Raw genomic sequence first — 24,870 nt, forward strand, 5'->3', positions numbered from 1 at the left:
CATATATAGGATATGAATGAACAATGGCTAAAGGGCGAGTTACGTGCGATTTGTGCGACAATAGACCTTGGCAATTACTACTAAGAAGCGAATACTTTTATTCAATAAAGTGAAAATCAGTCAATTGGCGTTGATGTAAGAGATAAACCAACCAAAAGGCTGGATGTAATCGGAGGAATCTAAATGTCCTTAAAAAAAATGGATGTAAAAGCTTTGGACATGATAGTTGAAACGATGATCACGACTGTTGGAGACAGCAAAGTTGAAATATTTGAAATTAAAGAGCAATGCCTTCGTGATTTTGAAGAGATAACGAAGGAGCTTGAAGAAGTGAAAATCCGGGTTGCCATCGTGATCGAAGAATGCGATGTGCTCGAAAAAAAGGCTAAATTATCGAGAAAACGTCTTTCGGAAGTGAGCAAGTATTTCAATGATTTTTCTGAACAACAAGTTCGTGATGCTTATGAGGTTGCTCATAAGTTACAAGCGGATTTACAGATGAACAGTCAAATGGAGAAACAATTGCGGCTACGTAGGGATGATTTAGAAAGAAGGTTGCGTGGGCTTGAACAGACGATTGATCGAGCAGAGCATCTTGTTTCACAAATTTCGGTTGTTTTGAATTATTTAACGAGTGATTTGAAGCAAGTGGGTGCCGTGCTTGAGGATGCGAAACGCAAACAAGACTTTGGCTTGAAAATCATTGAGGCGCAGGAAGAAGAGCGCAAGAAGCTTTCTCGTGAAATTCATGATGGACCGGCACAAATGCTGGCAAATGTCATGATGCGGTCAGACTTAATTGACCGAATTTATCGCGAACGAGGCGGTGATGAAGCGATCATAGAAATTCGGAACTTGAAGGTAATGGTCAGAAATGCACTTTATGAGGTGCGCCGAATTATTTATGATTTACGTCCAATGGCACTCGATGATCTAGGGTTAATACCTACTTTAAGAAAATACCTGCAAACGACCGAAGATTACAACCACGGTATAAACATGACATTTATAAATTTAGGTGAGGAAAAAAGACTGCCGTCTGATATGGAAGTCGCGCTATTCCGTCTCGTGCAAGAATCCATTCAAAATGCGTTGAAGCATGCAAAACCGAAAAGCATCCAAGTCAAGCTTTCGATGACGAAAGAAATGGTCATTGTCATGGTGAAGGATGATGGTATTGGCTTTGATTCTGATGTTCAAAAAGCAGGATCATTTGGATTAATGGGGATGAGGGAACGTGTCGAGCTTCTTGAAGGCGAAATGATGATAGATTCCCATCAAGGTGTTGGAACACTCGTATCAATAAAAGTCCCACTTAAATAAATGATTAGATAGAAAAATAAATTTGGTAATGGTACAAAGACAAGGGGGAAGCACGATTGAAAACAAGTATTATTATTATAGACGACCATCAGCTTTTTCGTGAAGGTGTAAAAAAAATTCTAGAATTTGAACCTGCATTTGATGTAGTTGCAGAAGGGGACGACGGTTGTGAGGCGATGAATTTAGTAGAAACTCACCGTCCTGATGTAGTCATCATGGATATTAATATGCCACAACTAAATGGTGTGGAGGCAACTAGATTACTCATTGAGCGTTTCCAAGATATGAAGATTATCATTCTATCGATTCATGATGATGAGAACTATGTAACCCATGCACTTCAGACTGGGGCACAAGGTTATTTATTAAAAGAAATGGACGCAGATGCGCTAGTAGAAGCTGTAAAAGTAGTGGCAGACGGCGGATCGTACCTGCATCCGAAAGTTACCCACAATCTAGTAAAAGAGTATCGTCGAATTGCTATTGAACAAATGGAAGAAAGAGAATCTTCTTTATATATACCTGAAATCAGAAAACCGCTTCATTTATTAACGCGTCGGGAATGTGAAGTGCTTCAGCTTTTAGCAGATGGTCAAAGTAACCGTGGAATCGGTGAAACGCTGTTCATCAGTGAAAAAACTGTAAAAAACCACGTCAGCAATATTTTGCAAAAAATGAATGTCAATGACCGTACGCAAGCTGTTATTTCAGCAATTAAAAACGGTTGGGTTGAAGTAAAATAAATAAATGATTGGATGTCCACAGCTGAAATGTTGGAGGAAGCCAACGAAAATCGTCTAGCTTGATCGATGTTACAACGATTAAGGCTGGGCGATTTTTATTTGAAGGACATGGGGCGGGTCTTCGCGATTTAATAATATAGCCAATCTACTTAACGGTTATACTAATATTATTGAAAAGCTGTCCAAAATCTGGCTTCGCACCGCCACCATTGTGATTAGGTGAGTGTAGCGTGTTATAAGATTGATCTTCATGTGAAAGGTGACGTAATAACCTTGTAGGAGTTTTGCATGCAATGGATTCAGAAGGAAACTATACGTATAATCGAGTTCCTGTGATCCAAAATTCAAGTACTACGCTCTGGAATAAAGGTCTCGCGATTCGAGATCTGGCTTTCACGCGACGTGAATGAGGTCTTGCGATCCAAATCCAAGGGCTCCTTTCCGACTTTCTATTAAAAGTACCGCAAGATTTATGATGCAAATAGAGGGATTTTCAGATAAAATGGTGATTATGTTTAAATGAGAATAATGAAATAAGGATGGTAGTGTTTTATGAAAACGGCAGTTGTTACGGATAGTACGGCCTATATTCCGGAACATATACGTAAACAATTTCATATACATATGGTTCCGCTTCAAGTTGTGATCGGCAATGAGACATATCGGGAAGAAATTGATATAACAGCGGATGAATTTTACGATGTGGTTAAAACACAGGATAAGCTTCCGACAACATCTCAGCCGCCAACAGGTTTATTTGTCGAGAAGTATGAGGAATTAGCGCAAGAGTATGAGGCAGTTGTGAGTATCCATTTATCAAGTGGGATTAGTGGGACGTATCAAGGAGCGGTTAGTGCAGGAGAGATGGTTGAAAGTCTAGATGTGCACGGCTTTGATTCGGAAATCAGCTGTTATGTTCAAGCTTTCTATGTTCTTGAAGCAGCGAAGATGGCCTTAGATGGAAAAGGGCCAGACGAGATTCTTGCTCGATTGGACGTCATCAAGCAATCCGTACGTGCCTATTTTATGGTGGATGACTTGGCACATTTGCAGCGTGGCGGACGTTTGAGCAGTGCCCAGGCGTTGATTGGCAGCCTCCTTCAAGTCAAACCAATCCTCCATTTTGTAGACAAAGTGATCGTTCCTTTTGAAAAAATCCGTACCCGGAAAAAAGCGATGAAACGAATTGCTGATCTACTCGGTCAAGATGTGGCTCAAGGCGGCACGTATAAAGCAGTCATTATCCATGCAAAACGAGAAGCAGAAGCGAAAGAATGGCAAAAAGAACTCAAAACACAATATCCGAATGTTGAATTCGATATCAGCTATTTCGGACCAGTTATTGGCACACATCTTGGCGAAGGCTCCATGGCGATGGGCTGGTACAAGGTTTAAGAACGTCTGACCTCTGTTGGGGTGGGCGTTTTTTTGTTAGTTTAGTTAGGATTTTAGTATGTGATCCGTTATCTATGCTGAACCGAAAAGACTTGCTAAGGCGCGTAAATCAGGAATCCGGCACGAAAAGAGCTCGCTCCGGCACGTAAATTTCAAATCCGGCATGAAAAGTGCTTATTCCGGCACGCAATTTGGAAATGTGGCACGTAAATTTCTGTATCCAGCATCTTGGGCATAGGCCGCCCTAGTTTTACGTGAAATAAGCTCGGATTTGGGTCTTCGAGTAATCGAATGAATATGTAGTCGATTAATTCTTGATATTTTTAGAGTTGTATCGGATCGCGCTATTACATTTTACCTAGTACGAAAGAATCGGATAGGAATCTATTATTTTAGTAGTGGTCATGGTATAATTTCGAAGCATCAATCAATATGGAAGATTCACCTTATCTTTCTAGAAAATAGCAAACTTCATCGAAAGGGGAGGACGCAAAGCCATGGGTCTAAAGTCACTTGTGTACAAGGATCGCCAGGTTGCCGAGAGGATAGGTAAAATGTACTGAATGTTTATAGCATTTTTGATCCTAAATGTGTGCAGGTGTAACTGGACTCTTTCTTTTTATAAGTTAAGCAAAAAATATTTGAAGATTAGGAAAAAGGAGTAGGAATGATGGGTTTACGTAATGCTGCAATTGGTAAGAAACTGTTCGTACTAATACTTAGTTCTTTCATCATCTTTGGTGTAATCGGTGGAACTGGATACTACTATATGAATCAAATGAATAAAAAATCAGATCAAATGTACTGGGATGCTTTGCTTCCGGTAAAATGGCAAGGTCAAATTCGCATAAACACACGGGCGATCGATAATAGTACACTTGAGATGTTGCTTACATCTGATATAAAAAAGAAACAGGATTTAAAAGAACAAATTGACGCGCTAAAGAAGGACAATGAAACGTTGATACAGGCGTTAGATAAAAGTCTGATATCTGAATCTGAGGTGGAACATCTATCTCAATTTAAGAAAGAGTATCAGAAATATGTAAATGCGGTTGAAGACGTATACAATGTTGTACTGTCAGGCGATAAGGATTTTTTAGGCTATGCTAAATATCAGCAGGAAGTACAGCCAGCACGAGAAAAATCCAATTCATTACTGAATGAAATAGGCGAATATATGGAGAGTTATGCGGACGAATTAGGTAAAAGTATTACAGAGAGCAGTCATGACAGTAATAATATTGTTATTATCATGATTCTTCTGTTTATTGTGATAAAAGGTGTACTTGGATTTATTATAACGCGGATGATTACCAATCCGATTAAAGAAATTGAAACACTAATGGAAAATGCGCAAAATGGGGATTTAACCGTTGCGGGGAGTTATCAATCCAAAAATGAAATTGGTCGATTGACTCATTCTTTTAATAATATGATGGTAAAGTTGCGCGAGTTGATGGCACAAGTAAACATAACTTCTGAACAAGTAGCCGCTGCCTCTGAGGAATTAACGGCAAGTTCAGAAGAGTCGAGTAAAGCAAGTGAACAAATTGCCAATACCATTCAAGAAGTGGCACATGGAGCGGATCAGCAGGTTAAGAACACTGAGGAGAGTTCGAAGGTCGTAAAAGAAATGGCGCTAAGTATTCAACAGATTGCTTCCCATGCTCATAATATATCTGCCAATTCGGTAGAAACATCACAAAAAGCGCTGGAAGGGAACGAAGCAATTCAAACGACAATTGAACAAATGAATTCGATTCATTTGACCGTTACGCAATTATCACAAATTGTCAAAGGGCTAGGTGAACGGTCAAAAGAGATTGGCAACATTATTGAAGCAATTACAAGCATTGCCTCGCAGACAAATTTACTCGCATTAAATGCGGCAATCGAGTCGGCAAGAGCAGGAGAACATGGCAGAGGGTTTGCTGTAGTAGCGGATGAAGTACGTAAATTAGCAGAACAGTCCGCTGAATCGGCTCAGAATATTTCAGAACTCATCACATTAATACAAGATGAGACAAATCTTGCTGTTCAATCGATGGGCCAAACAACTAGTGAAGTGACCGGCGGAATTAGTGTAGTAAATAAAGCTGGAGAATCTTTTGCGCAAATTCGTTATTCTGTGGATGAAATATCTGCGCAGCTCCAGGAAGTGTCTGCTGCTTCCCAACAGCTTTCAGCGGGATCTGAACAAGTCTTACAATCTGAAAAACGATTAGCTGAAATTGCCGAAGCAGCTGCTTCAAGAACACAAAATGTAGCGGCGGCAACAGAGGAACAACTGGCATCAATGGAAGAAATCTCATCATCCGCTGCCACACTCTCTCATATGGCTGAAGAATTACAAGAGCAAATTGGCAGATTTAAAGTGTAATAAGAATTTTCAAGAAGGGTCTGACCCCATACGCTATATATTGTTTATTGTGTCATGTTCACGTCTTAAACGGTATTTAGTAGTTGCGGGGTCTGACCCTTTCATTATGGAAAGCTACGATCTTGTTGTTGTATAAGAAATCATTTAGGTCAAAAGTGTGGTATTATTAACAAATAAAAACATAAAAGGTAGAATCTATTTTTTGTAATCATAGTTGTGATTTATCTTTTTTTTATGGAGATCGTAAGTCCACCTATTTATAGAAATCATTCATCAAATTTAAATGAGAGGGATTATTGAGATGAATAAGTCTTTTCAGGGGGAAACTAAGGAAAAAAGAATGAATGTAATGACCAGAGAAGAAGACTTTCATTCTCTAATTATCGATCACCTGAATGCTGTTATCAAATTGGATGTCAGTGGGAATCTCTTAAACTGTAACAAAGCATTTGCACAACAGTTTGGTTATACGGAACAAGACTTCAATGAATCATTTATAGAGACGTTTATTCAAGATTATACATATGAACAAAAAAAGTATGTTACAGATGCTTTTTTAGGGAAAACAAATCGGTTTAATGCTTTAGTTGTTGGCAAAAATGGCGATACTCGCTATACAAATATTACCCTTCTTCCGATAGTTACTTCTGAAGGCATGGAAGTGTATATGATCATAAAAAATATGACTGTTTTAAAGGAGCAGGAAAGAGAGTTACTTCTGTGCAAAGAAAACTTTAATACAATTGAAGAAATTGGCAATATTGGGAGTTTTCATTACGAAATAAAGAGCGATCGCACGTTTTTTTCGAAACAAAAACGATTGATTCTTGGTATTAGTGAAGAGGAAGAATTTTCACCATCATATAAGCAAATTCTCGAGTTTGTCCATCCTGATGATCATCCTAAACTTGAAATTGCCTTCCAGCAAACTTTATTTAACAATGGCAGTGCTCATTTTGAATGTAGAGTTGTGAGAAGAGATCAAGCCATTCGTCATGTGTATGTACAAATGGAAGTCCTTTTTGACGAAATAGGTCTACCAGTTCGTGTAATTGGCTTCATTCAAGATATTACGAAAAGTAAAACACTTGAGTCGAAGCTTATGGAAAAAGAAAAGCAGTTTTCTCGAATTTATAATAACCTTGATGTTGGGGTCTGTTCTGTAAATATGCAGACTGGGCAAATAATTCTTTGGACGCAAGGAATTGAACAAATCTGCGGCTATCTAGCTGCTGAAGTGGAAAATAATACTGAATGGACAACCATCGTTCATCCTGAAGATTTGTTGCCATTTGTGGATCTATACCATGAGTTAGCAAAAGGAAACGCCGTTCGTCATCAATACCGTATCATCCATAAGAACGGTGATATTAAGTGGATACAACAATATATGATCCCTACTTTAGATGGTAGCGGAACATTTATTCAATTAGACAGCCTTATTACAGATATTACAGAGCAACATCTGTTACATGAAAAAGTGAAACATATTTCTTATCATGATCATTTAACCCAACTGCCAAACCGAAGAAAATTTAATAAAAAAATAAAACGATTTGCTAGAGAGTACGCGAATAGCGATAAGAAGTTTGCTGTGATGATCATTGATATTGATCATTTTAAATATATCAATGATACAATCGGTTACCCAAGTGGTGATGAATTATTAGTGCAATTTGCTGCTCGTCTTGCTTCTCTATTACCAGAAAATGATCAACTTGCTCGTCTCGGAGGCGATGAGTTTGGTGTTCTAGTCATTAATTTGGACTCGATTGAAACACTTGAAATGATCTCAAATCAAATTATTGATGGGTTAATCGAGCCGTTTTTGATAGACGGTTATGAATTATATGTCACTGTAAGTATTGGGATTAGTGTTTTTCCAGACAATGGGATAGATAGCTCGGACTTATTAAGCAATGCCGATATTGCATTAAACACAGCTGAGAAACAAGGTGAAAGTAAGTATAATATTATATCTCGATCAAGCAGTCTCGAGTCCTATAAATCATATAGCTTAGGCCGGGACTTAAGGAAGGCAATAGAAAATAACGAAATGACGTTGCATTTTCAGCCTCGAGTCGAAAGTTGTACAGGTGAAATGATGAGTGCCGAAGCTCTAATTCGTTGGAATCATCCAGAGTGGGGACTCATCTCACCGATGGAATTCCTGCCAATTGCTGAAGGAAACGGCTTAATTGTTCATATTGATAATTGGGTTTTAAAAGAAGTATGTAAACAGATAAGAAAATGGAAAGATGCTCAGCTAGCTACGGTGCCGATTTCGATTAATATTTCCGCTGTCCATTTTATGAAACGAGATTGGCTTCAAATGATAGAGAGAACGATTCAAGAAGCGGGAATTCAGCCAAGCGATATCGAATTTGAAATGACCGAAAGCTCTTGTTTGCACAATAAAGAAGTAGTGAAGAACACGATGAATTCATTAAAGGAAATGGGAATCACCATCTCTTTAGATGACTTTGGTACCGGATATTCTTCTCTATTTTATTTAACTCAATTTCCGTTTGACGTGATTAAAATTGATAAATCGTTCATTCAAAATATGATTCATAGCGATCAAGATATGTTTATCGCAAAATCGATTATTTATTTAGCAAAAGGCTTGCAAATAAAGGTGGTCGCTGAAGGGGTAGAGACGCTACAGCAATTAAATCTGCTCAAAAAAGAAGAATGCCATCAAATTCAAGGCTATTTATTTAGTCGTCCTGTTCCAAATGAGGAATTTAAAGCACTTTTGCAAAAAAGAATCCTCCAGCCGAATTAATGGATTAGAAGGGGCTGACCTCGCACTCTAAATCAGTATGTAGTGTTTTATGCCTTATTTTATATTGTATTTTGTTGTTGCGGTGTCTGACTCTTCTGATTATTTATTGAGTAGCGAATATAGAGATGATGAAAAATAAATAGGAGGTTTTTTTCGATGATTTCCCCTCACACTACCACTCCGTATTCCCCCCATTTGCAGTACCACTTATCGGGTCGATTACTGCTTGCTGCTGAAATTCCTTTTCCCTCTGAATTGCTTACAGAACATATGCAAGCAGGTTATGTTGCTGCAAAAGTTGGTGTCATCCGTGAGAATGGTAAATATCAATGTTCACGCTGTAGTAATCGTAATCAACAGTTGTTTTACACGTTTCCTTGCAGCCTTTGTCAAAAAAACTGCACATATTGTCGTTCCTGCATTATGATGGGGCGTGTAAGTGAATGTACGGAGCTTTACTCATGGACCGGACCTGAACTTCATTTTTCGATTCCCCCTCAAGTAATGGCTTGGGATGGCACACTTTCTGACGGGCAAAAAACGGCTTCAGACAGAGTGATTGCAGCGGTTGAACAAAATGAAGAAGTCCTCGTATGGGCCGTTTGCGGAGCTGGGAAAACGGAGGTGTTGTTTAAAGGAATTGACACTGCAATCTCAAATGGAAAACGGGTTTGTATTTGCACACCAAGGACGGATGTCGTGCTTGAACTTGCTCCGCGAATTAGACAGGCTTTTCCAAACATGGACGTCGCAGCTCTTTACGGTGGCAGTGAAGACCGTCACTTAGCCGCACCTCTAACTGTTTCGACAACGCACCAGCTCTACCGTTTTGCCAATGCCTTTGATACGATCATTATTGACGAAGTCGACGCTTTTCCGTACTCTATGGACATATCCCTTCAGCAAGCTGTACAGAAGGCAAAAAAACAAACCTCATCTACGATTTATTTAACCGCCACACCATCACGACAAATGCAGAATGCTTATCGAAAAGGGAAACTTCAAGCTGTGACAATTCCAGCACGCTACCATCGTAAGCTGATTCCAGTACCAACGATGAAATGGAGCGGCAATTGGCAAAAGCAGTTTCAGAAAAAGAAAATCCCTCTACAAATTCAATCCTGGGTTCATGATCGGATTGAACGCAATATCCCCATTCTCTTATTTTTCCCAAGTATTAAAGTGATGAAAGCATGCTTACCTCTGTTTCAAAACATCGAACCTCATCTACTTGCTGTTCATTCAGAAGATCCCGAGCGGAAAGAAAAGGTCACGCTGCTTCGTAATCGGGAAGTTCCCGGTTTGCTGACAACAACGATTTTGGAACGTGGTGTGACGATTCCTAGATTGGATGTCGCGGTCATTGGCGCGGAGCATCAAGTGTTTTCTGAAAGTGCCCTTGTTCAGATCGCCGGCAGAGTAGGAAGAAGTGCGGACCATCCGACCGGGAATATTACGTTTTTTCATTATGGCAAAAGCGAGGAAATGGTAAAAGCTGTTTGGCATATTGAAAACATGAACCGTGAAGCAAGTAAGCGAGGGTTGCTAGATGTTTGATTGGTCTATCTTAAAACCCCGTCTCTGTCTGCTTTGTGATCAAGAAATAAACCAAAAGATATCATGGATGAGTTTGTTAATGCAGGAACAGGAGACGCCAGTCTGTGCGGACTGTTTCACTAAATTTGATCCGCTTAGAGGCGAGTTATGCCAAATATGCTCACGAGTTTTGTCAGCCGAGTTTCGAAGAGGTTCGCTTTGTTTAGATTGCCACCGTTGGGAACAAGATCCGGATTGGCAAGGATTTTTAACGGAAAATCGGTCGCTGTTTCATTATAATGATTATATGAAAGAAACGATTGCTAAATTTAAATATCGTGGTGACTATGCTATCGCAGAAGTCTTTTCCCCTTTGATAAAGGATGCGTTGCTTACATTAGCGTTTGATTCTGTTGCTGTGATTCCGCTAAGTAGAGAACGGCTGTTAGAGCGGGGCTTTAATCAAGCAGAAGCATTAGCTATTACTGCAGGTCAAACATGCATCTATCCGCTTGCGAGAATACATACAGAAAAACAATCAAAGAAATCTCGCCGCGACAGGATTAATTTGCCACAAGTTTTTCAGATCACCGATCCCGAACTGGTAGCAGGAAAGAAAATCCTACTAATTGATGATATTTACACAACTGGCTCAACATTAAGACATGCTGCTAAAGCGCTCAAACTTGCAGGGGCAACTGAAATTAGATCACTCACGCTCGCCAGATAGGGAATATTCTGTGGAAAAGGGGATGCCATTTGAGGTCACTTTTTTAATTGTCGGGTTGGGATTATTTGCTAAAGGATGTTTTTTGTAAACCCCTTAATATTTAACCGATTTCAGTCGATATAATAGTCAAAGAGTGCAGGTTTCCTGAAAGGGGATTAGCAAGATGGAGTTAACGAATTGTGCAAATTGCAATAAATTGTTCGTGAAATCAAAATTTCGTGACGTATGTGATGTCTGTTTTAAAGAAGAAGAAGCTAAATTTGATATCGTCTATAAATATATTCGCAAAGCTGCCAACCGTACCGCTACGATGCAGCAAGTCGTCGATGGAACTGGTGTGGAAGAAGAACTTTTGATCAAATTTGTCAAAAAAGGTAGATTGCGTTTGTCGCAATTTCCGAATCTCGGCTATCCATGTGAAAAATGTGGAACAATGATTAAAGAAGGAAGAATCTGTGGGAATTGTACAAACTCGATTCGTGCCGATTTGGCAGTGGTAGAAAAAGAAGAACAACGTAAACGGGAAATCGCGGAACGTGATCACCAAAGTGCCTATTATAGTAGAATGGATGAATAGGGTACACTAATAAAAAGACAACATTCGACAAATACATGAAAAGATTGTCAAATGAAACAAATAAAAAAAACGAAAAGCTAACCGATAATAGTAAAAAAGGAGTCAATAAAAAGCCGAAAGTGAGGATTGCGAGATGAAGATTAATCAGTTTGGACCATCGGGAATGAACCCGTATAATCGTCAACAACAAAAAGTAGATAGTGCAAAGATCTCTTCCGCTAAAGCAACGGACAAGATTGAAATATCCTCCACAGCCAAAGAACTTCAGCAAACATCCCAGATTCATTTAGAAAGACAAAAAAAGGTAGAGCAATTAAAAGCGCAATACGAAGCGGGCAATTATAAATTGAATGCTGAAGATACAGCGAAAAGCATTTTGAATTACTATTTTAAGAAATAGTGAATGCTAAGTAAGGCAGAGGAGGGAACAACAATTATGTCTACTGGACAAATCATCACTGCTCTAGAAAAACTGATTAAGCTCCACAAAGGCTTACATGATCTAGCATCAAGAAAAACCGACATCATCAAGCGAAGTGATATGGCTGCCCTCACTGCCTTGCTGAATGAAGAACAGAAGTACGTGAAGGCGATTGAGATGATTGATCGGGAAAGAGAAGCTGCTGTTCACGAGTTTTTAATGGCTAGAAGTCCCGGAATGGCAAAAGCGACATTAACAGAAATCATCGAAATGGTCGCTGGTCCTGAAAAACAGGAACTTGTACGTTTGCGAGCGGAGCTTAACGATGAAGCGAGCCACCTGAAAGAAAAAAACTCTCTGAACCAGCAGCTCATCTACCAATCTTTACAGTATGTCAATCTATCACTCGATATGTTACGGCCGAGGCCGCAAGAATACAATTATGAAAAGCCGATTCAAAATAAAAATCGCCAAGCGAAAAGCATATTTGATTCGCAGGCATAATCAAACGATATTTTAATAGAAATGGAGGTCTAAATCATGATCTCAACCTTTATGGGTCTTGAAACGGCTAAGAGGGGTTTGAATACTTCACAAAGTGCTTTATATACAATGTCACAAAACGTTGCAAACGCTAATACACCAGGGTATACCCGGCAACGAGTTAATTTTGCTCAAACCACAGCTTTTCCTACACCAGGAATGAACAGCCCGATGGTAGCGGGACAACTTGGTACAGGTGTGCAGGCAGAGTCTGTGCAACGGGTGCGTGAAAGCTTTCTTGATGTACAATTCCGTAATCAGGCAAACAAAGTAGGCTATTACGGAACGCTTAGTGAGTCACTTGTCAAGATGGAGGGAATCATGAACGAACCGACAGAAACCGGCTTGCAAGCAACTCTCGACAAGTTTTGGAAATCATTGCAGGACTTATCTACCAATACAGAAAACTCAGGTGCTCGCTCAGTTGTAGCAGCAAGTGGTCAGATGGTTGCTGACACTTTGAATTATTACTATAACTCTTTAACGAGTGTTCAGAAGGATATCGGTAACCAAATTACAGTTAAGGAACAAGAGATCAACTCTATTCTTGTGAATATTAGTGAAGTTAATCGACAAATTAGTGAAGTAGAGCCAAATGGCTTCTTGCCTAATGACTTATACGATAAACGTGATTCACTTGTGGACAGCCTCTCTCAACTTGTAAATATCAAAGTTACAAATGTCATACCAAGTGATTATGGGAATGCGAAGCCAATCGCAGAAGGGCTTTATAATATTGAACTAATTACAAAAGACGGGACATCGTATACGCCACCTGTGAATCTAGTAAGTGTGAATAAATCAGGTATTCTTGGAATTAACAAGGTGGAAGTATCTTATGATCAAAATACAACGCCGAAGATGGTTGATGGTGTGAAGTTTGGCGATAGACTTGTAAAGGATACGAGTTTTTCAGGACAGCTTGCTGGGTTGATTGAGAGTTATGGTTATATGAAGACGGATGGAGCTACTACTACTGTAGTTGGACGTTATCCAGACATGCTTCAGAAGCTAAATAATATGACGGAAGCGTTTATGAATGAGTTCAATGCGATTCATAGACGAGGTTTTGCCTTAAATGAAGAAACTGATACAGCTGCTGATGGGACAATCATAAAAAAAGCGGGTAATGAAAAAGATTTCTTTGAAATTATACCAGGCAAGCATCCCGCAGAGGGCATTAAAGTACGTGATGAAATTTTAGATGACCCAACTTTGATTGCTGCGGGTGGAAAGAGCGGTGCATCAGCGGATAATGAAAATGCGCAAAAATTAGCAGACTTGAAAAAAGTAGATTTTAATCAATATACGTATTTAACTGAAGATGACCCTTTAAATCCAGGTGAAAAGAAAAAATTGCCTTCAGGATTAAATGGAAGTCTTGATTCATTCTACTCAGGACTTATCGGGGCAATGGGGGTAGATTCACAAGGAGCAGAAAAAAACTATACGAATTCGACAATCTTAGCTAATTCAGTGGATTATAATCGCCAATCAGTCAGTGCAGTATCACTTGATGAAGAAATGACAGACATGATTCGATTCCAGCAGGCCTATAATGCTTCATCTAGAGTGATTAATATGATGGATGAAATGCTTGATAAAATTGTTAATGGCTTAGGAACTGGCGGCAGATAAGGAGGGAAACTATAATGCGTGTAACACAATCCATGCTTTCTAATAACATGCTTCGTAACTTAAGCTCAAGTTATGATCGATTAGGAAAGCTTCAGGAACAAATCTCATCGCAAAAGAAATTTACAAAGCCTTCCGACGATCCGGTGTCTGCGATGATGGGAATGACCTATCGTACGGATCTGGGGCGAATTGAGCAGTTTACTCGTAATATCGGTGAAGCAGAAAACTGGATTGATAGCACAGATGATGCATTGGATCAAGCAACTAGCGCTCTTCAGCGAATTCGAGAATTAACAGTTAAAGCGAGTAATGGAACATATGAAGAGAAACAACGTGAAAGCATTGCAGCGGAAATTAAAGAATTAAAGGATCATCTTATTACGATTGGCGATACGCAAATTGGCGGGAAATATATCTTTAATGGACAAAATACCAATATTAAGCCATCTGAAAGTGAAGCAACAAAGAATGATCCTATCAATAATCCTAATGGGGATATTGTATACGGAAGTGCTGCGATCGAGATTGAGGTATTCTCTGGCATTAATATTCAAATAAATACAGATGCTTCAAGTACATTCGGAGAAGCACTTAAAAGTGATGGAAGCATTCAAAAAATCATTGACGCACTTGAAAATAATGATTCAAATATTGGCGATTTATTAGATGATATAGATGGGACGATCGATTCGTTCTTAACCACTCGTTCACATGTGGGGGCCAGACAAAATCGGATCGAACTAATGACAGAACGATTAGGCCAACAAGAAATCTTTGCGAAAAAAATCATGTCTAAAAATGAAGACATTGACATTGAAAAAGCAATCATGGACTTAACGACACAAGAAAGCATCCATAGTGCCGCATTAAGTGTAGGCTCAAGAGTTATTCAGCCATCGTTAATTGATTTTCTAAGATAAGGATGCTATAAAGGGGCCGATTTCGCACACCATACACAGTTATAGTGTTATCTACACTTAAATTATACTGTATAGGGAAGTAGCGAGATCTGGCCCTTTGCTTGTTTTGTTGGCCCAACCTTTTTCTATTAAGGAGTAGAAACTATGCAACTACCACAGATCAGGTTACAGTCAAATTTTATTAGGACAGGTTTAGATATAAAAGATGCTGTCCAAAAAATTGAACAGCCTTCAGCAATCCAGTCGATTGAACAACCTAAGGCGATACTGGAAATTCAAACAACACCTGGAAAACTTTCCATTGACCAGACAAAAGCAAGAGAAGATATGGATTTAAAGAATTTATCAAAGCGTGTGGAAGAATTTGCACAGCTTGGTTATCAAGATTGGCTGGATGGAATGGCAAGAAGAGCAAGCCAAGGCCAAGAACTTAGACATATTGAAAAAGGTGGCAATGTGCTTGTCTCTCTTGCAAAGCAAAATGGTTCGAAGCCGCAAAAGCAATTTAATGTTGGTTGGATTCCATCACATTTCAGCGTGCAAATCGACTATCAGCCTGCAGAAGTAAATATTGAAGCTACCCCTCAAAAACCGATTATTCAAGCAGAGACGCAAAAACCAATTCATGAATATACACCTGGAGATGTAAATGTTGAGGTACTAGAAAAAAATTCACTGGATATTGACTTTATTAATCTATATCCAGAAGTGACGGGGTGAAAGTAAATGAAAGTACAAACAAAATTTCATGGTGAAGTAGAAATCAAAGAAAAAGATCACTTTACATTTGAAAGTGGGATACCGGGCTTTGCTAATGAGAAGAAGTTTGCCTTGCTTCCATTAGAGGAGACACCCTTTATCGTTTTACAATCAATGAAAACAAGGGAAATAGCGTTCATTATGAGCAGTCCATTTGAAATATTCCAGAACTATGAAGTAAAGCTATCACAAGATGTAATATCGGACTTACATATTGATTCAGAAAAAGATGTCTATATATATGTCATATTAACGGTAAGAGATCCATTCAACGAAACAACAGCGAACCTTCAGGCACCGATCGTTTTGAATATGAGCAATCAATTAGGAAAGCAGTTCATTATGAATTCTAGCAACTACTCCATTCGCGAATTACTTATCCCTTCTCCTGAACTGGAGGAGGAATGATGCTCGTTTTAACTAGAAAACGCAATGAATCAATTATGATTGGCAATGACATTGAAATCACAATCTTAGCAGTTGAAGGTGAACAAATTAAACTCGGCATCAACGCTCCGAAACAGGTAGAGATTCATCGTAAGGAAATTTATCTATCCATTCAACAGGAAAATAATGAAGCGATTAACACGAAATCAACTCTGCTTTCAAATTTAACTGATTATTTTAAGAAAAAGTAGTAAAAAAAGTTATTAATTCTATTAACTATTAAATTTACGAGACGATATTACTAGTAGAGCGATGGAAGGTGACACAGGCGGCAGACTTGATCACCTTTTATCGCCAAATCCCACAAGGACGTGGAACCTTAAAACTCAAGGAGGAAACAAACATGATTATCAATCATAATATCGCAGCATTAAACACACATCGTCAGTTAGGAAGTGCATCAAACGCACAATCTAAATCAATGGAGAAATTGGCTTCAGGCCTTCGTATTAACCGTGCTGGAGATGATGCAGCTGGTCTTGCAATCTCTGAAAAAATGCGTGGACAAATCCGTGGTTTGGACCAAGCATCTCGTAACGCTCAAGACGGTATCTCTATGATTCAAACAGCCGAGGGTGCGTTGAACGAAACTCATGACATTCTTCAACGTATGCGCGAACTTGCAACTCAAGCAGGTAACGATACGAATACAGATTCAGACCGTGGAGAAATCCAAAAAGAGATTAACCAATTAACGTCTGAAATTAACCGTATTGGTAATACAACTGAGTTCAATACTCAAAAATTACTTGATGGTTCAAAAGGATTGGGTGGAGCGAGTACTGTAACTGCAGGGAAAGCTGCAGTAGCAGCTGGTAGTGCCACAGACCCAGGAAGTGTTACAGCTGGTGCATTAACATTTGACTTTACTGACGCTGGTGCAACTTTGAATGGCTACACAATTGAATTCGGAACTGTAGCTGATGGAACATCTGAAGGAGCTACGATTGATACAACAAACAAAAAAATTGTTATCAATGGTGACTTTGATGATACAGATACTAGTGGTATTTTCTCGTCAGCAGCGAATATCAAAACTGCTATTGAAGCTGCATTAACAGCTGAAGGTGGTTCATTTGCGGGAATTACTGTAGCCGTTACTGGAACTCCTGGTAGTGAAACAACTGCAACAGCTTCTTCGGCACTTAGCGGTGGTGCCGATGCTTCAGCAGGTTCTGCAGCAGTTGCTGGTGTGTATGAATTCAAAGCTGGTAGTCAAGACATCACGATTGATGGTACGACACTTGCTTACGATGCAACAGGAGCAGCAGGATGGAAAGATGAAGCAACTTTAGCAGCAGCTATTAATGCAGATGGAACATTAGGTACTAACTACTCAGCTAGTGTAGTTAATGGTAAGATCCAGTTAACTCAAAAAGGTGGACAAGAATCATCGACAGCTCCAACTGTTACTGGTAATGATAATTCTGCTTCTCTTCAAATCGGGGCGAACCAAAACCAATCAATGTCTATAAATATCAATGATATGAGAGCTAGTGCCCTTGGGTTAACAGGTACTGGTACTGGATTTACTACATCAACTGATGTAAATAATGGAACGGACTCTACTGGGGTTGAATCTGGATTGGACGTATCTAATGCTAAGAATGCAGCCTCAGCAATTACAACAATCCAAAAAGCAATTGATACAGTTTCGGCTGAACGTTCTAAACTAGGTGCTAACCAAAACCGTTTAGAACACACAATCAACAACTTAGGAACATCTTCTGAAAACCTAACTGCTGCGGAATCTCGTATCCGTGACGTAGACATGGCGAAAGAAATGATGAACCAAACTAAGAACTCAATTCTTTCTCAAGCAGCACAAGCAATGTTGGCTCAATCCAATCAAATGCCTCAAGGAGTTTTACAACTCTTGAGATAATGATTGAAGGGCGTCTAGCTTGGTAACGAGCTAGAGTATTACTGGGTGAATTGCTGGAACTTCCTAAAGCCTCATCAACCACAACGTAACTGGAAACGGTAAGCGTGAAGGTGTGAAAATGATGAGGATGAAACAATGGATAATCAGCAGCCAAGCTCCTGTGAGGAAACTCTGGAGAAGGTTCAACGACTAGAGAATACGGTCTAAGGTAATGGCTATGACTATGAATCTCGTAGGGCAGTGAAAGCTGTTCGAAGTGCCCAGCCCCGGTTGTAACAGTTGATAGTTGACAGTTATTATAAAAATCGGGTGAAGATATAGTCTATTCTGTAATCGAAAGATACAGTCGCAAAGCAAGCGAACCAACAACCACAAGGAGTTCTACAACTTCTTCGTTAATTTTAGACATGAAAGAGGCTCTAGATTTTCTAGAGTCTCTTTTCATATAAAGTTGTTTGACAGGAGAAACTCATGGACAAAGAAGAGCAGGAACTTAAACAGTTTCTTGAACAACAGGTTTCCCCGCCGAAGTAAGTGAGTAACCGAAATAAATGGGGATTTTTATTCCGGTGACAGAGGGAAGAATAAATCGATGTTGACATGCATTAGGTATTATCAGACAAGAAAACCCCTGGGGGAATTTATCCCAGGGTATCAATGTATTACTAAAATAATAAAATATAAAATCAAAAATAAGTGCAAAAAATCTGATTACCATCTATAAAAACAACAGGCTCTTTAATCACACAATCAATGTGAACACCTGCTTCTGTAACCCCGCCAAAAGATTTGTTGCTGCCAAAGGCAATATGAACAGTGCCAAACACCTTTTCATCCTCTAACACATTGCCAGTTAATCTAGCTTTTTTGTTCGTGCCAATGCCGAATTCTGCAATGGTTCTGCCAGCGCCGTCTCCTAATAGTTCCAGTAGTTGTTTTCCTTTTTCCCCGTGTGCATCGATGAGTCTGCCATTTTCGATTACTAGTGTGACAGGTTCCGTTAATACACCGATTCCTGCAATGGAGCCGTCAATGGTTATCGTTCCATTTGCAGAGTTTTCGAGAGGGGCTATATAGCTTTCACCGGAAGGGAGGTTGCCAGATTCGCCCTTGTTACGGAAAACGCCCGTGCTAGGAATCGCTTTTCTTCCTTTGATAGAGAAGGAAAGTGTTTGGTTGTCCTTCTTAATTTCTACTTTCTCAGCTTCTTCAAGGATGTCACAGTATTCGGCAGTTAGCTGTTCCACCTCTGAATAATCTGCCAAGATGGCACCTTCTTCAAGCATATCCAATGTGAGGCCAGGCATGGTCGCAATGCGTGCACCGTTTGCTGATGCTTCTTTTCGCGCCTTTGTATGGGTAAGGGAGTGTTCGGTAATACAAAGGACAATATCGGCAGCATTCATTGCTTCACTGACGATTTTCGGTGGTTCTTCACCTGATTTCGATCGAGGTGCCATTTTGATTACCATCGTTTCATTGCCTAAATCAGTTCCAGCTTGGGAAAAGATTTCGCCAATTTCATGTAAGGAAGAATCAGTTACGATTAAAATCTGTTCATCTTGTTTAATATGTAAATTGTAAAGGAGAACAGATTTGGCTACGTCAATATATGTTTGCAAGATGGATCGATCTCCTTTTCTATATTCTGATATCATTTTAGTCAGATGGATGTTCTCTTAAATTGTTAAGCTCTAATTTTCAATGGGAATTTGTAGATGATATCGGCTAATTTTACTTTTGCCTTTTCCAAAAGCGAGATAAATTCATTTCTTTTCTCTTCTGTCATTCTATAAATCGGTCCGGATATCGTTAAAGAGCCTATGATTTTGTGATGTTGGTCGAATACAGGGACGGCAATAGCGATGATATCTGGTGTGTATTCACCTTCACTAACTGCCCAACCTTGTTGTCTGATTTTTTCTAAGTCTCTTTTAATCTCTTCGGGATTTGTCATTGTTTTTTCTGTATACTGCTTTAACTCGTTCCTTGTTAAATAGCTGTTGATAAATTCTTCCGACATAAAGGCTAGAATGGAACGGTAGGAAGCCCCAACATACAAGGGGGCTCGACTGCCGACTGTTACAGAGAACTTTATTTTGTTATCAGGCTCAATCGCCTCAAAAGTAACAGCTTCATCCTTATCTAGAAGAGTAAGGAACACAGATTCCTCGGTTTGCTGAAATAGTTCTTCTAAAATCGGATGGATGAATTCCTTTACATTTAATCGATCATACATGGCCATGCCGAGCTCCCATGCTGCAAAACCTAAGGAGTATTTTTTGGTGGTTGGGTCTTTTTGTAAAAAATTACGTGATTCAAAGGTTTCAAGAATGCGATAAATTTTCGCATGATCCAGTTGCATTTTTTGAGCGAGTTCACTGCCGCTCCATTCTGGCTCGTCCTTTGTAAACATCTGAATAACTGTTAGTGCTACGTCAACTGTTTTTAGCATGGAATCCCCCTATCAATCATGAAACTCAGAACATTATCCCTATCATACCAAATATTTCTGATAGAAAGAGATTGCCTGAGTTTCAATTAAAAAGAATTGTTAATTTGAGTAGAGAAAATCAATGATTGCCGCAACGTACACTTTGGCGCAAGTAATGATTTGTTCTGTTTTTACTCTCTCATTATAGCCATGAATGGTCGGTAAGTAAGCTGGACCATATTGGAGTACAGGGATATTGTATTCTCTAAAGTGACGGGCATCACTGCTTGCCCACTGCATCACTCCGTATGCTTCATCTCCAGTTACGAATGTAATATTATCTGTGATCGCTTTACATACAGGGTCATTTGCATCTGTGGAATTGGCTTCACTTCTAAAACCAAATCGTCTTAATTCATATTGAATGCCTAGAGCATCTAATTTTTCTGTTAAAAAGGAGGTCACTTCTTGTTGGGTAATCCCAAATGGTAAACGACAGTCCACTTGAACTTTACAGCTTTCAGGGATGACATTTGCTTTCGTTCCGCCTTCAATCGTGCCAATATTGCACGTGATTCTTTCGAAAACATCGATATATTGTAATCGTTCTGTTTCCACTTCGCGCATATAACGATGTGTTACCTCAATTAATGGTTTCACTTCTTCAGGAAGCTCGATTTGGATATCCCATACTTTCTGAATTTCTAAAAGTGCCTTCACCATATCGCTAATCGCGTTATGTCCGGCTAGTGGAGATAAACTTCCGTGTCCCGGTTGACCGTATACTTCAAGTTCAAACCAATAAGAACCTTTTTGACCAATCGTCGGATTTCTTGGAGAGGATGGCTCAGCAATTAAACAGCCATCACCCTTCACAAGTCCTTTTTCTAACAGCCATGGTACACCAAACTCTCCGCCGGTTTCTTCATCCGGAACAATGACAAGTGATAATTGACCAGGAAGCTCGATATTCATTCGCTTAAGTAGGGTAGTGGCGAAAATTAAGCCTGAAAGACCAGCCTTCATGTCACTAGCACCTCGTCCTAACATCCAGCCATCTTTGATTTCTCCGCAGAATGGGTCAAAGTCCCATTTAGATCGGTCTCCAGCAGGAACGACGTCGGTATGTCCGCAGAAGATCAGGTTTTTGCCTTGGTTTTGATTGCCAATCGTTGAAATGAGATTGTACATTTTATCAGCTGATTCATGCCAATCTACTGCAATATCAAATTTAGTTAAATAATCTGTGATGAATTGGCTGATTTCCGTGGAATCCCCTGGTGGATTTTCACTTGGAATTTGGATGAGAGAACTGCATAATTCCAATAATTCATCTTTTCTCGCTTCTACTTCATCAATTAATTGTTGTTTTAGTTGTGTAGTATTCAATTATTTCACAACTCCTTGTTTTCCTAATGTTTGTAGATGGTCCATTTTTCCATATAAGTTTTCTAACAGATTAAATTCTTCTTCATTATAGAAAGAGCATTTATTGTCACCGTAAACTTTAGCCACTTCAATGACGAAGCGAACGACTTGTTCAACGTCCGTTAAGTGTGTAGCACCCGTTCCGCAACCTGCAACAGCTGTTTGGGTCGTAATTGCTACGCCGATAACAGGGCTAGTTGTGGCAACAGCTGGCTGAAGGATACTATTGATATGGAAAACGCCATTTCCATAAGGAGTAATATCCTGCGTTGTGATCGGTAATGTCACAGGTAGTGTGCCAGTAGATTGTGTATAAACGTGCAGTAAATCATCGCTTATTTTTAGAATATAACCTTCTTTAACGGTTGGTGTAATCGCAAAACCTTTGTGATTTAGGATGGCATTTCCTTTTGTTGTGTCAATAGATAAAATTGCGTCCATTTCCTCTGTAACCTCATGTTGATTCATCGTAAAAATGTCAACTGGTGAATTCATAAATGGAACTGGATCGTGTGGTAAAGTTGGTGCTGTTGGACAAATATGTGTTGTAATAATGACATCGCCGATAAGCTGATCGCCTTTTTTCGTCATGTCCAATAGTTTAGCTGCAGCAGATACAGCAGAAAGTGCGCCGTCTCCATCAGAAACAAACCCAGTCATTTCAGGACGTGCACCAATGCCACCAAGGCGTCCAATGATTCCTAAAGTAGGGGCGGTGCCACCTTTGGATTTCCCATCTTTACCTGGGATCGTAATTTTAACGAAATCAGTAGAACCGAGTTCACCATGGACAGTTTCTACCGTGATGTTTCCATCACCCTTGATATTGCTTAAATAATTTTTAACATCTTCACCTGTTACGTACTGACTATCTAATAATTCATAAAGTTCGATGACATGTTTGAATGACATTTTTTTCTCCTCCTAGTGTTCTTTAAGTAAATGACATGATGCGATATGACCATTGCCTGTATCCAGTAACTGAGGGATCTTCGTTGAGCAAATGTCCATCATAAATGGGCATCGTTCATGGAAATGACATCCAGTCGGTGGATGAATTGGGTTTGGAATCGCGTCTTTTAAAATAATTCGTTCTTTGTTATCGTGTGGACTTTCTTTCGGGATTGCAGATAATAAGGCTTTTGTATAAGGATGTTTAGGATTTTCATATATTTCCTTATACGTACCCATTTCGACGATTTTTCCTAAATACATAACGGCAATACGATCACACATATAACGGACGACATTTAAATCGTGTGAGATAAAAATATAGGTAAGATTATATTCTCGTTGTAACTCTTTCAATAAGTTAATCACTTGGGCTTGAACAGAAACATCTAGAGCGGAAACCGGTTCATCGCAGATAATAATATCCGGATTTAGTACTAAAGCTCTTGCGATATTAATTCTCTGGCGTTGTCCGCCTGAAAATTCATAAGGATATCGTTTAGCGTGATAATGGCTTAAACCAACAATCTCTAATAATTCTAGAACACGTTTTTTTTGCGAGGCTTTGTCACCAATGCGATGGATCACTAAAGGCTCTGCAATCAGCTCGCCGACCGTTTTTCTTGGGTCTAATGAGGCGTACGGATCTTGGAATACCATTTGAATGGATTTACGAGTTTCCCGTAGTTTCTTCGCATCCATTCCAATTAAATTTTCTCCCCGAAACTCAACCGTGCCGCTAGAAGGGGAAATAAGCTGATTCACTAGACGAGCCATTGTTGATTTTCCGCAACCAGATTCACCCACAACACCAAGTGTTTCACCAGGCATGACGTCAAAGCTAACACCGTCAACAGCTTTGACACTTTGATTAGACTTTTTAAATGGAATAGGGCTGTCTATAGGAAAATACTTTCTTAAATCTCTAACTTTTAACAACGGCTCTGACATGAGTAGATCTCTCCTTTCTATTTAATCGTGTTTCTTTCGTTTGAAAATGGCATGCAACAAAATGCTTTTCTTTTACTTCAACCATTTCAGGAGCTTTGGAAAAACAGATGTCTCTCGCGTAGGAACATCGTGGTGCAAATGGGCATCCTTTAATCTCTTGTCTTAAATCTGGTGGACTACCTGGAATGGTTGTCAGCATTTCATGATCTTCGACGCTTTCTGTTATTTGTGAATCGAGTAGTCCCCATGTGTAAGGGTGCATGGGTTGATCGTGAATTTCTTCGACGGTTCCGTATTCAATCACATTACCTGCATACATAACAAGTACTTTGTGACAGATTTCCCAAACGACTCCTAGGTCGTGAGTAATCATAATAATGGACGTGTTGAATTCATCCTGCAATTTCTTCATTAATTCTAATATTTGAGCTTGAACGGTTACATCCAATGCAGTTGTAGGTTCATCAGCAATTAACAGTTTTGGATTACATGAGAGAGCAATGGCAATCATTACTCGCTGACGCATCCCACCGGAAAACTCATGCGGGTACATATTTAATCGTTTTTCTGGCGCTGGAATGCCAACTAACTGCAACATTTGAATGGCTTTTTGTTTCGCTTCTTTTTTAGAAACTTTTTGATGGAGTTTAATAGACTCCATAATTTGATCGCCAACTGAAAAAACAGGATTAAGACTTGTTAAAGGATCTTGGAAAATCATTGAAATATCATTCCCGCGAATATCTCTCATTTCTTTATCTGATAACGTTAATAAATCTTTGCCTTCAAAAAGAATTTTCCCTCCTGAAATATTTCCAGGTGGAGTTGGGATTAATCGCAGTAAGGATGTTGCTGTAACACTTTTACCAGATCCAGACTCGCCGACGATCCCAATGTTTTCTTTTCTATTTAATGTAAAGCTGACACCATTTACGGCTTTTGTCACTGTAGAACCGGATTTGAATTGGACCTCTAAATTCTCGACCTTTAGTAATTCATTTGACATAGGGGACACCTC

Annotated in this window: 22 protein-coding genes and 1 riboswitch; of the genes, 16 read left to right on the forward strand and 6 right to left on the reverse strand. The window is 39.4% G+C overall.

Features of this window, described 5'->3' with window-relative positions:
* Positions 1–183: 183 nt before the first annotated feature.
* The 16 genes from HNP81_RS09695 to HNP81_RS09770 all read left to right on the forward strand — a co-directional run bounded on the left by HNP81_RS09695 (position 184) and on the right by HNP81_RS09770 (position 18,088).
* Positions 184–1,323 carry a sensor histidine kinase gene (locus HNP81_RS09695; RefSeq protein ID WP_028393516.1) on the forward strand — a complete coding sequence of 380 codons (1,140 nt, stop codon included), beginning with the start codon at positions 184–186 and terminating at the stop codon, positions 1,321–1,323.
* A 56-nt stretch (positions 1,324–1,379) separates the two neighbouring features.
* Positions 1,380–2,066, forward strand: coding sequence for a response regulator (locus HNP81_RS09700; protein ID WP_182502506.1), 687 nt, complete (start codon positions 1,380–1,382; stop codon positions 2,064–2,066).
* 552 nt (positions 2,067–2,618) lie between these two features.
* Entirely contained in the window at positions 2,619–3,461 is an 843-nt protein-coding gene (locus HNP81_RS09705) for a fatty acid kinase binding subunit FakB (RefSeq protein WP_182502507.1), read from the forward strand.
* A gap of 453 nt (positions 3,462–3,914) precedes the next feature.
* Positions 3,915–4,003: riboswitch (cyclic di-GMP riboswitch) on the forward strand.
* Positions 4,004–4,128: 125 nt separating this feature from the next.
* Positions 4,129–5,844, forward strand: a complete 1,716-nt coding sequence (locus HNP81_RS09710) for a methyl-accepting chemotaxis protein (RefSeq protein ID WP_182502508.1) — start codon at positions 4,129–4,131, stop codon at positions 5,842–5,844.
* A gap of 301 nt (positions 5,845–6,145) precedes the next feature.
* Positions 6,146–8,632 (forward strand): sensor domain-containing protein, encoded by a 2,487-nt coding sequence (locus HNP81_RS09715; protein WP_182502509.1) that lies wholly within the window; start codon positions 6,146–6,148, stop codon positions 8,630–8,632.
* A 156-nt stretch (positions 8,633–8,788) separates the two neighbouring features.
* Entirely contained in the window at positions 8,789–10,189 is a 1,401-nt protein-coding gene (locus HNP81_RS09720; RefSeq protein WP_182502510.1) for an ATP-dependent helicase ComFA, read from the forward strand.
* Positions 10,182–10,898 carry a ComFC family protein gene (locus HNP81_RS09725; RefSeq protein ID WP_182502511.1) on the forward strand — a complete coding sequence of 239 codons (717 nt, stop codon included), beginning with the start codon at positions 10,182–10,184 and terminating at the stop codon, positions 10,896–10,898. The genes HNP81_RS09720 and HNP81_RS09725 overlap by 8 nt, the downstream gene beginning before the upstream one ends.
* 163 nt (positions 10,899–11,061) lie before the next feature.
* Positions 11,062–11,475 (forward strand): TIGR03826 family flagellar region protein, encoded by a 414-nt coding sequence (locus HNP81_RS09730; RefSeq protein WP_182502512.1) that lies wholly within the window; start codon positions 11,062–11,064, stop codon positions 11,473–11,475.
* A gap of 133 nt (positions 11,476–11,608) precedes the next feature.
* Entirely contained in the window at positions 11,609–11,875 is a 267-nt protein-coding gene (gene flgM / locus HNP81_RS09735; RefSeq protein ID WP_182502513.1) for a flagellar biosynthesis anti-sigma factor FlgM, read from the forward strand.
* Positions 11,876–11,911: 36 nt separating this feature from the next.
* Positions 11,912–12,400: a flagellar protein FlgN gene (locus tag HNP81_RS09740; RefSeq protein ID WP_182502514.1), complete on the forward strand. Its 489-nt coding sequence runs from the start codon at positions 11,912–11,914 to the stop codon at positions 12,398–12,400.
* Positions 12,401–12,436: 36 nt separating this feature from the next.
* Complete coding sequence (gene flgK, locus HNP81_RS09745; RefSeq protein ID WP_182502515.1) at positions 12,437–14,077, forward strand: flagellar hook-associated protein FlgK; 1,641 nt, start codon at positions 12,437–12,439, stop codon at positions 14,075–14,077.
* Between the two features lie 14 nt (positions 14,078–14,091).
* The gene (gene flgL / locus HNP81_RS09750; protein WP_182502516.1) at positions 14,092–14,997 is read left to right on the forward strand and encodes a flagellar hook-associated protein FlgL; all 906 of its coding nucleotides are present in this window, start codon (positions 14,092–14,094) and stop codon (positions 14,995–14,997) included.
* 144 nt (positions 14,998–15,141) lie between these two features.
* The gene (locus tag HNP81_RS09755) at positions 15,142–15,717 is read left to right on the forward strand and encodes a DUF6470 family protein (protein WP_182502517.1); all 576 of its coding nucleotides are present in this window, start codon (positions 15,142–15,144) and stop codon (positions 15,715–15,717) included.
* Between the two features lie 6 nt (positions 15,718–15,723).
* Positions 15,724–16,164: a flagellar assembly protein FliW gene (gene fliW / locus HNP81_RS09760; RefSeq protein ID WP_182502518.1), complete on the forward strand. Its 441-nt coding sequence runs from the start codon at positions 15,724–15,726 to the stop codon at positions 16,162–16,164.
* Positions 16,164–16,394 carry a carbon storage regulator CsrA gene (gene csrA, locus HNP81_RS09765; RefSeq protein WP_182502643.1) on the forward strand — a complete coding sequence of 77 codons (231 nt, stop codon included), beginning with the start codon at positions 16,164–16,166 and terminating at the stop codon, positions 16,392–16,394. The genes fliW and csrA overlap by 1 nt, the downstream gene beginning before the upstream one ends.
* A 152-nt stretch (positions 16,395–16,546) precedes the next feature.
* Positions 16,547–18,088, forward strand: coding sequence for a flagellin N-terminal helical domain-containing protein (locus HNP81_RS09770; RefSeq protein ID WP_182502519.1), 1,542 nt, complete (start codon positions 16,547–16,549; stop codon positions 18,086–18,088).
* Between the two features lie 686 nt (positions 18,089–18,774).
* On the opposite strand, the gene HNP81_RS09775 is transcribed toward HNP81_RS09770, so the two are convergent.
* The 6 genes from HNP81_RS09775 to HNP81_RS09800 form a co-directional block, all read right to left on the reverse strand.
* Positions 18,775–19,713: an aminopeptidase gene (locus HNP81_RS09775; RefSeq protein ID WP_182502644.1), complete on the reverse strand. Its 939-nt coding sequence runs from the start codon at positions 19,711–19,713 to the stop codon at positions 18,775–18,777.
* Positions 19,714–19,775: 62 nt separating this feature from the next.
* Entirely contained in the window at positions 19,776–20,543 is a 768-nt protein-coding gene (locus HNP81_RS09780; RefSeq protein ID WP_182502520.1) for an IclR family transcriptional regulator, read from the reverse strand.
* A 99-nt stretch (positions 20,544–20,642) separates the two neighbouring features.
* Entirely contained in the window at positions 20,643–21,911 is a 1,269-nt protein-coding gene (locus tag HNP81_RS09785) for a M20 family metallopeptidase (RefSeq protein WP_182502521.1), read from the reverse strand.
* Complete coding sequence (locus HNP81_RS09790; protein WP_182502522.1) at positions 21,912–22,862, reverse strand: DUF1177 domain-containing protein; 951 nt, start codon at positions 22,860–22,862, stop codon at positions 21,912–21,914.
* Between the two features lie 12 nt (positions 22,863–22,874).
* Entirely contained in the window at positions 22,875–23,852 is a 978-nt protein-coding gene (locus HNP81_RS09795; protein WP_182502523.1) for an ABC transporter ATP-binding protein, read from the reverse strand.
* Positions 23,827–24,858, reverse strand: coding sequence for an ABC transporter ATP-binding protein (locus HNP81_RS09800; protein WP_028393537.1), 1,032 nt, complete (start codon positions 24,856–24,858; stop codon positions 23,827–23,829). Before HNP81_RS09800 ends, HNP81_RS09795 begins: the two co-directional genes overlap by 26 nt.
* Between the last annotated feature and the right edge of the window lie 12 nt (positions 24,859–24,870).

It is taken from the genome of Peribacillus huizhouensis (genome assembly GCF_014138605.1).
Taxonomy (GTDB): domain Bacteria; phylum Bacillota; class Bacilli; order Bacillales; family DSM-1321; genus Peribacillus; species Peribacillus huizhouensis.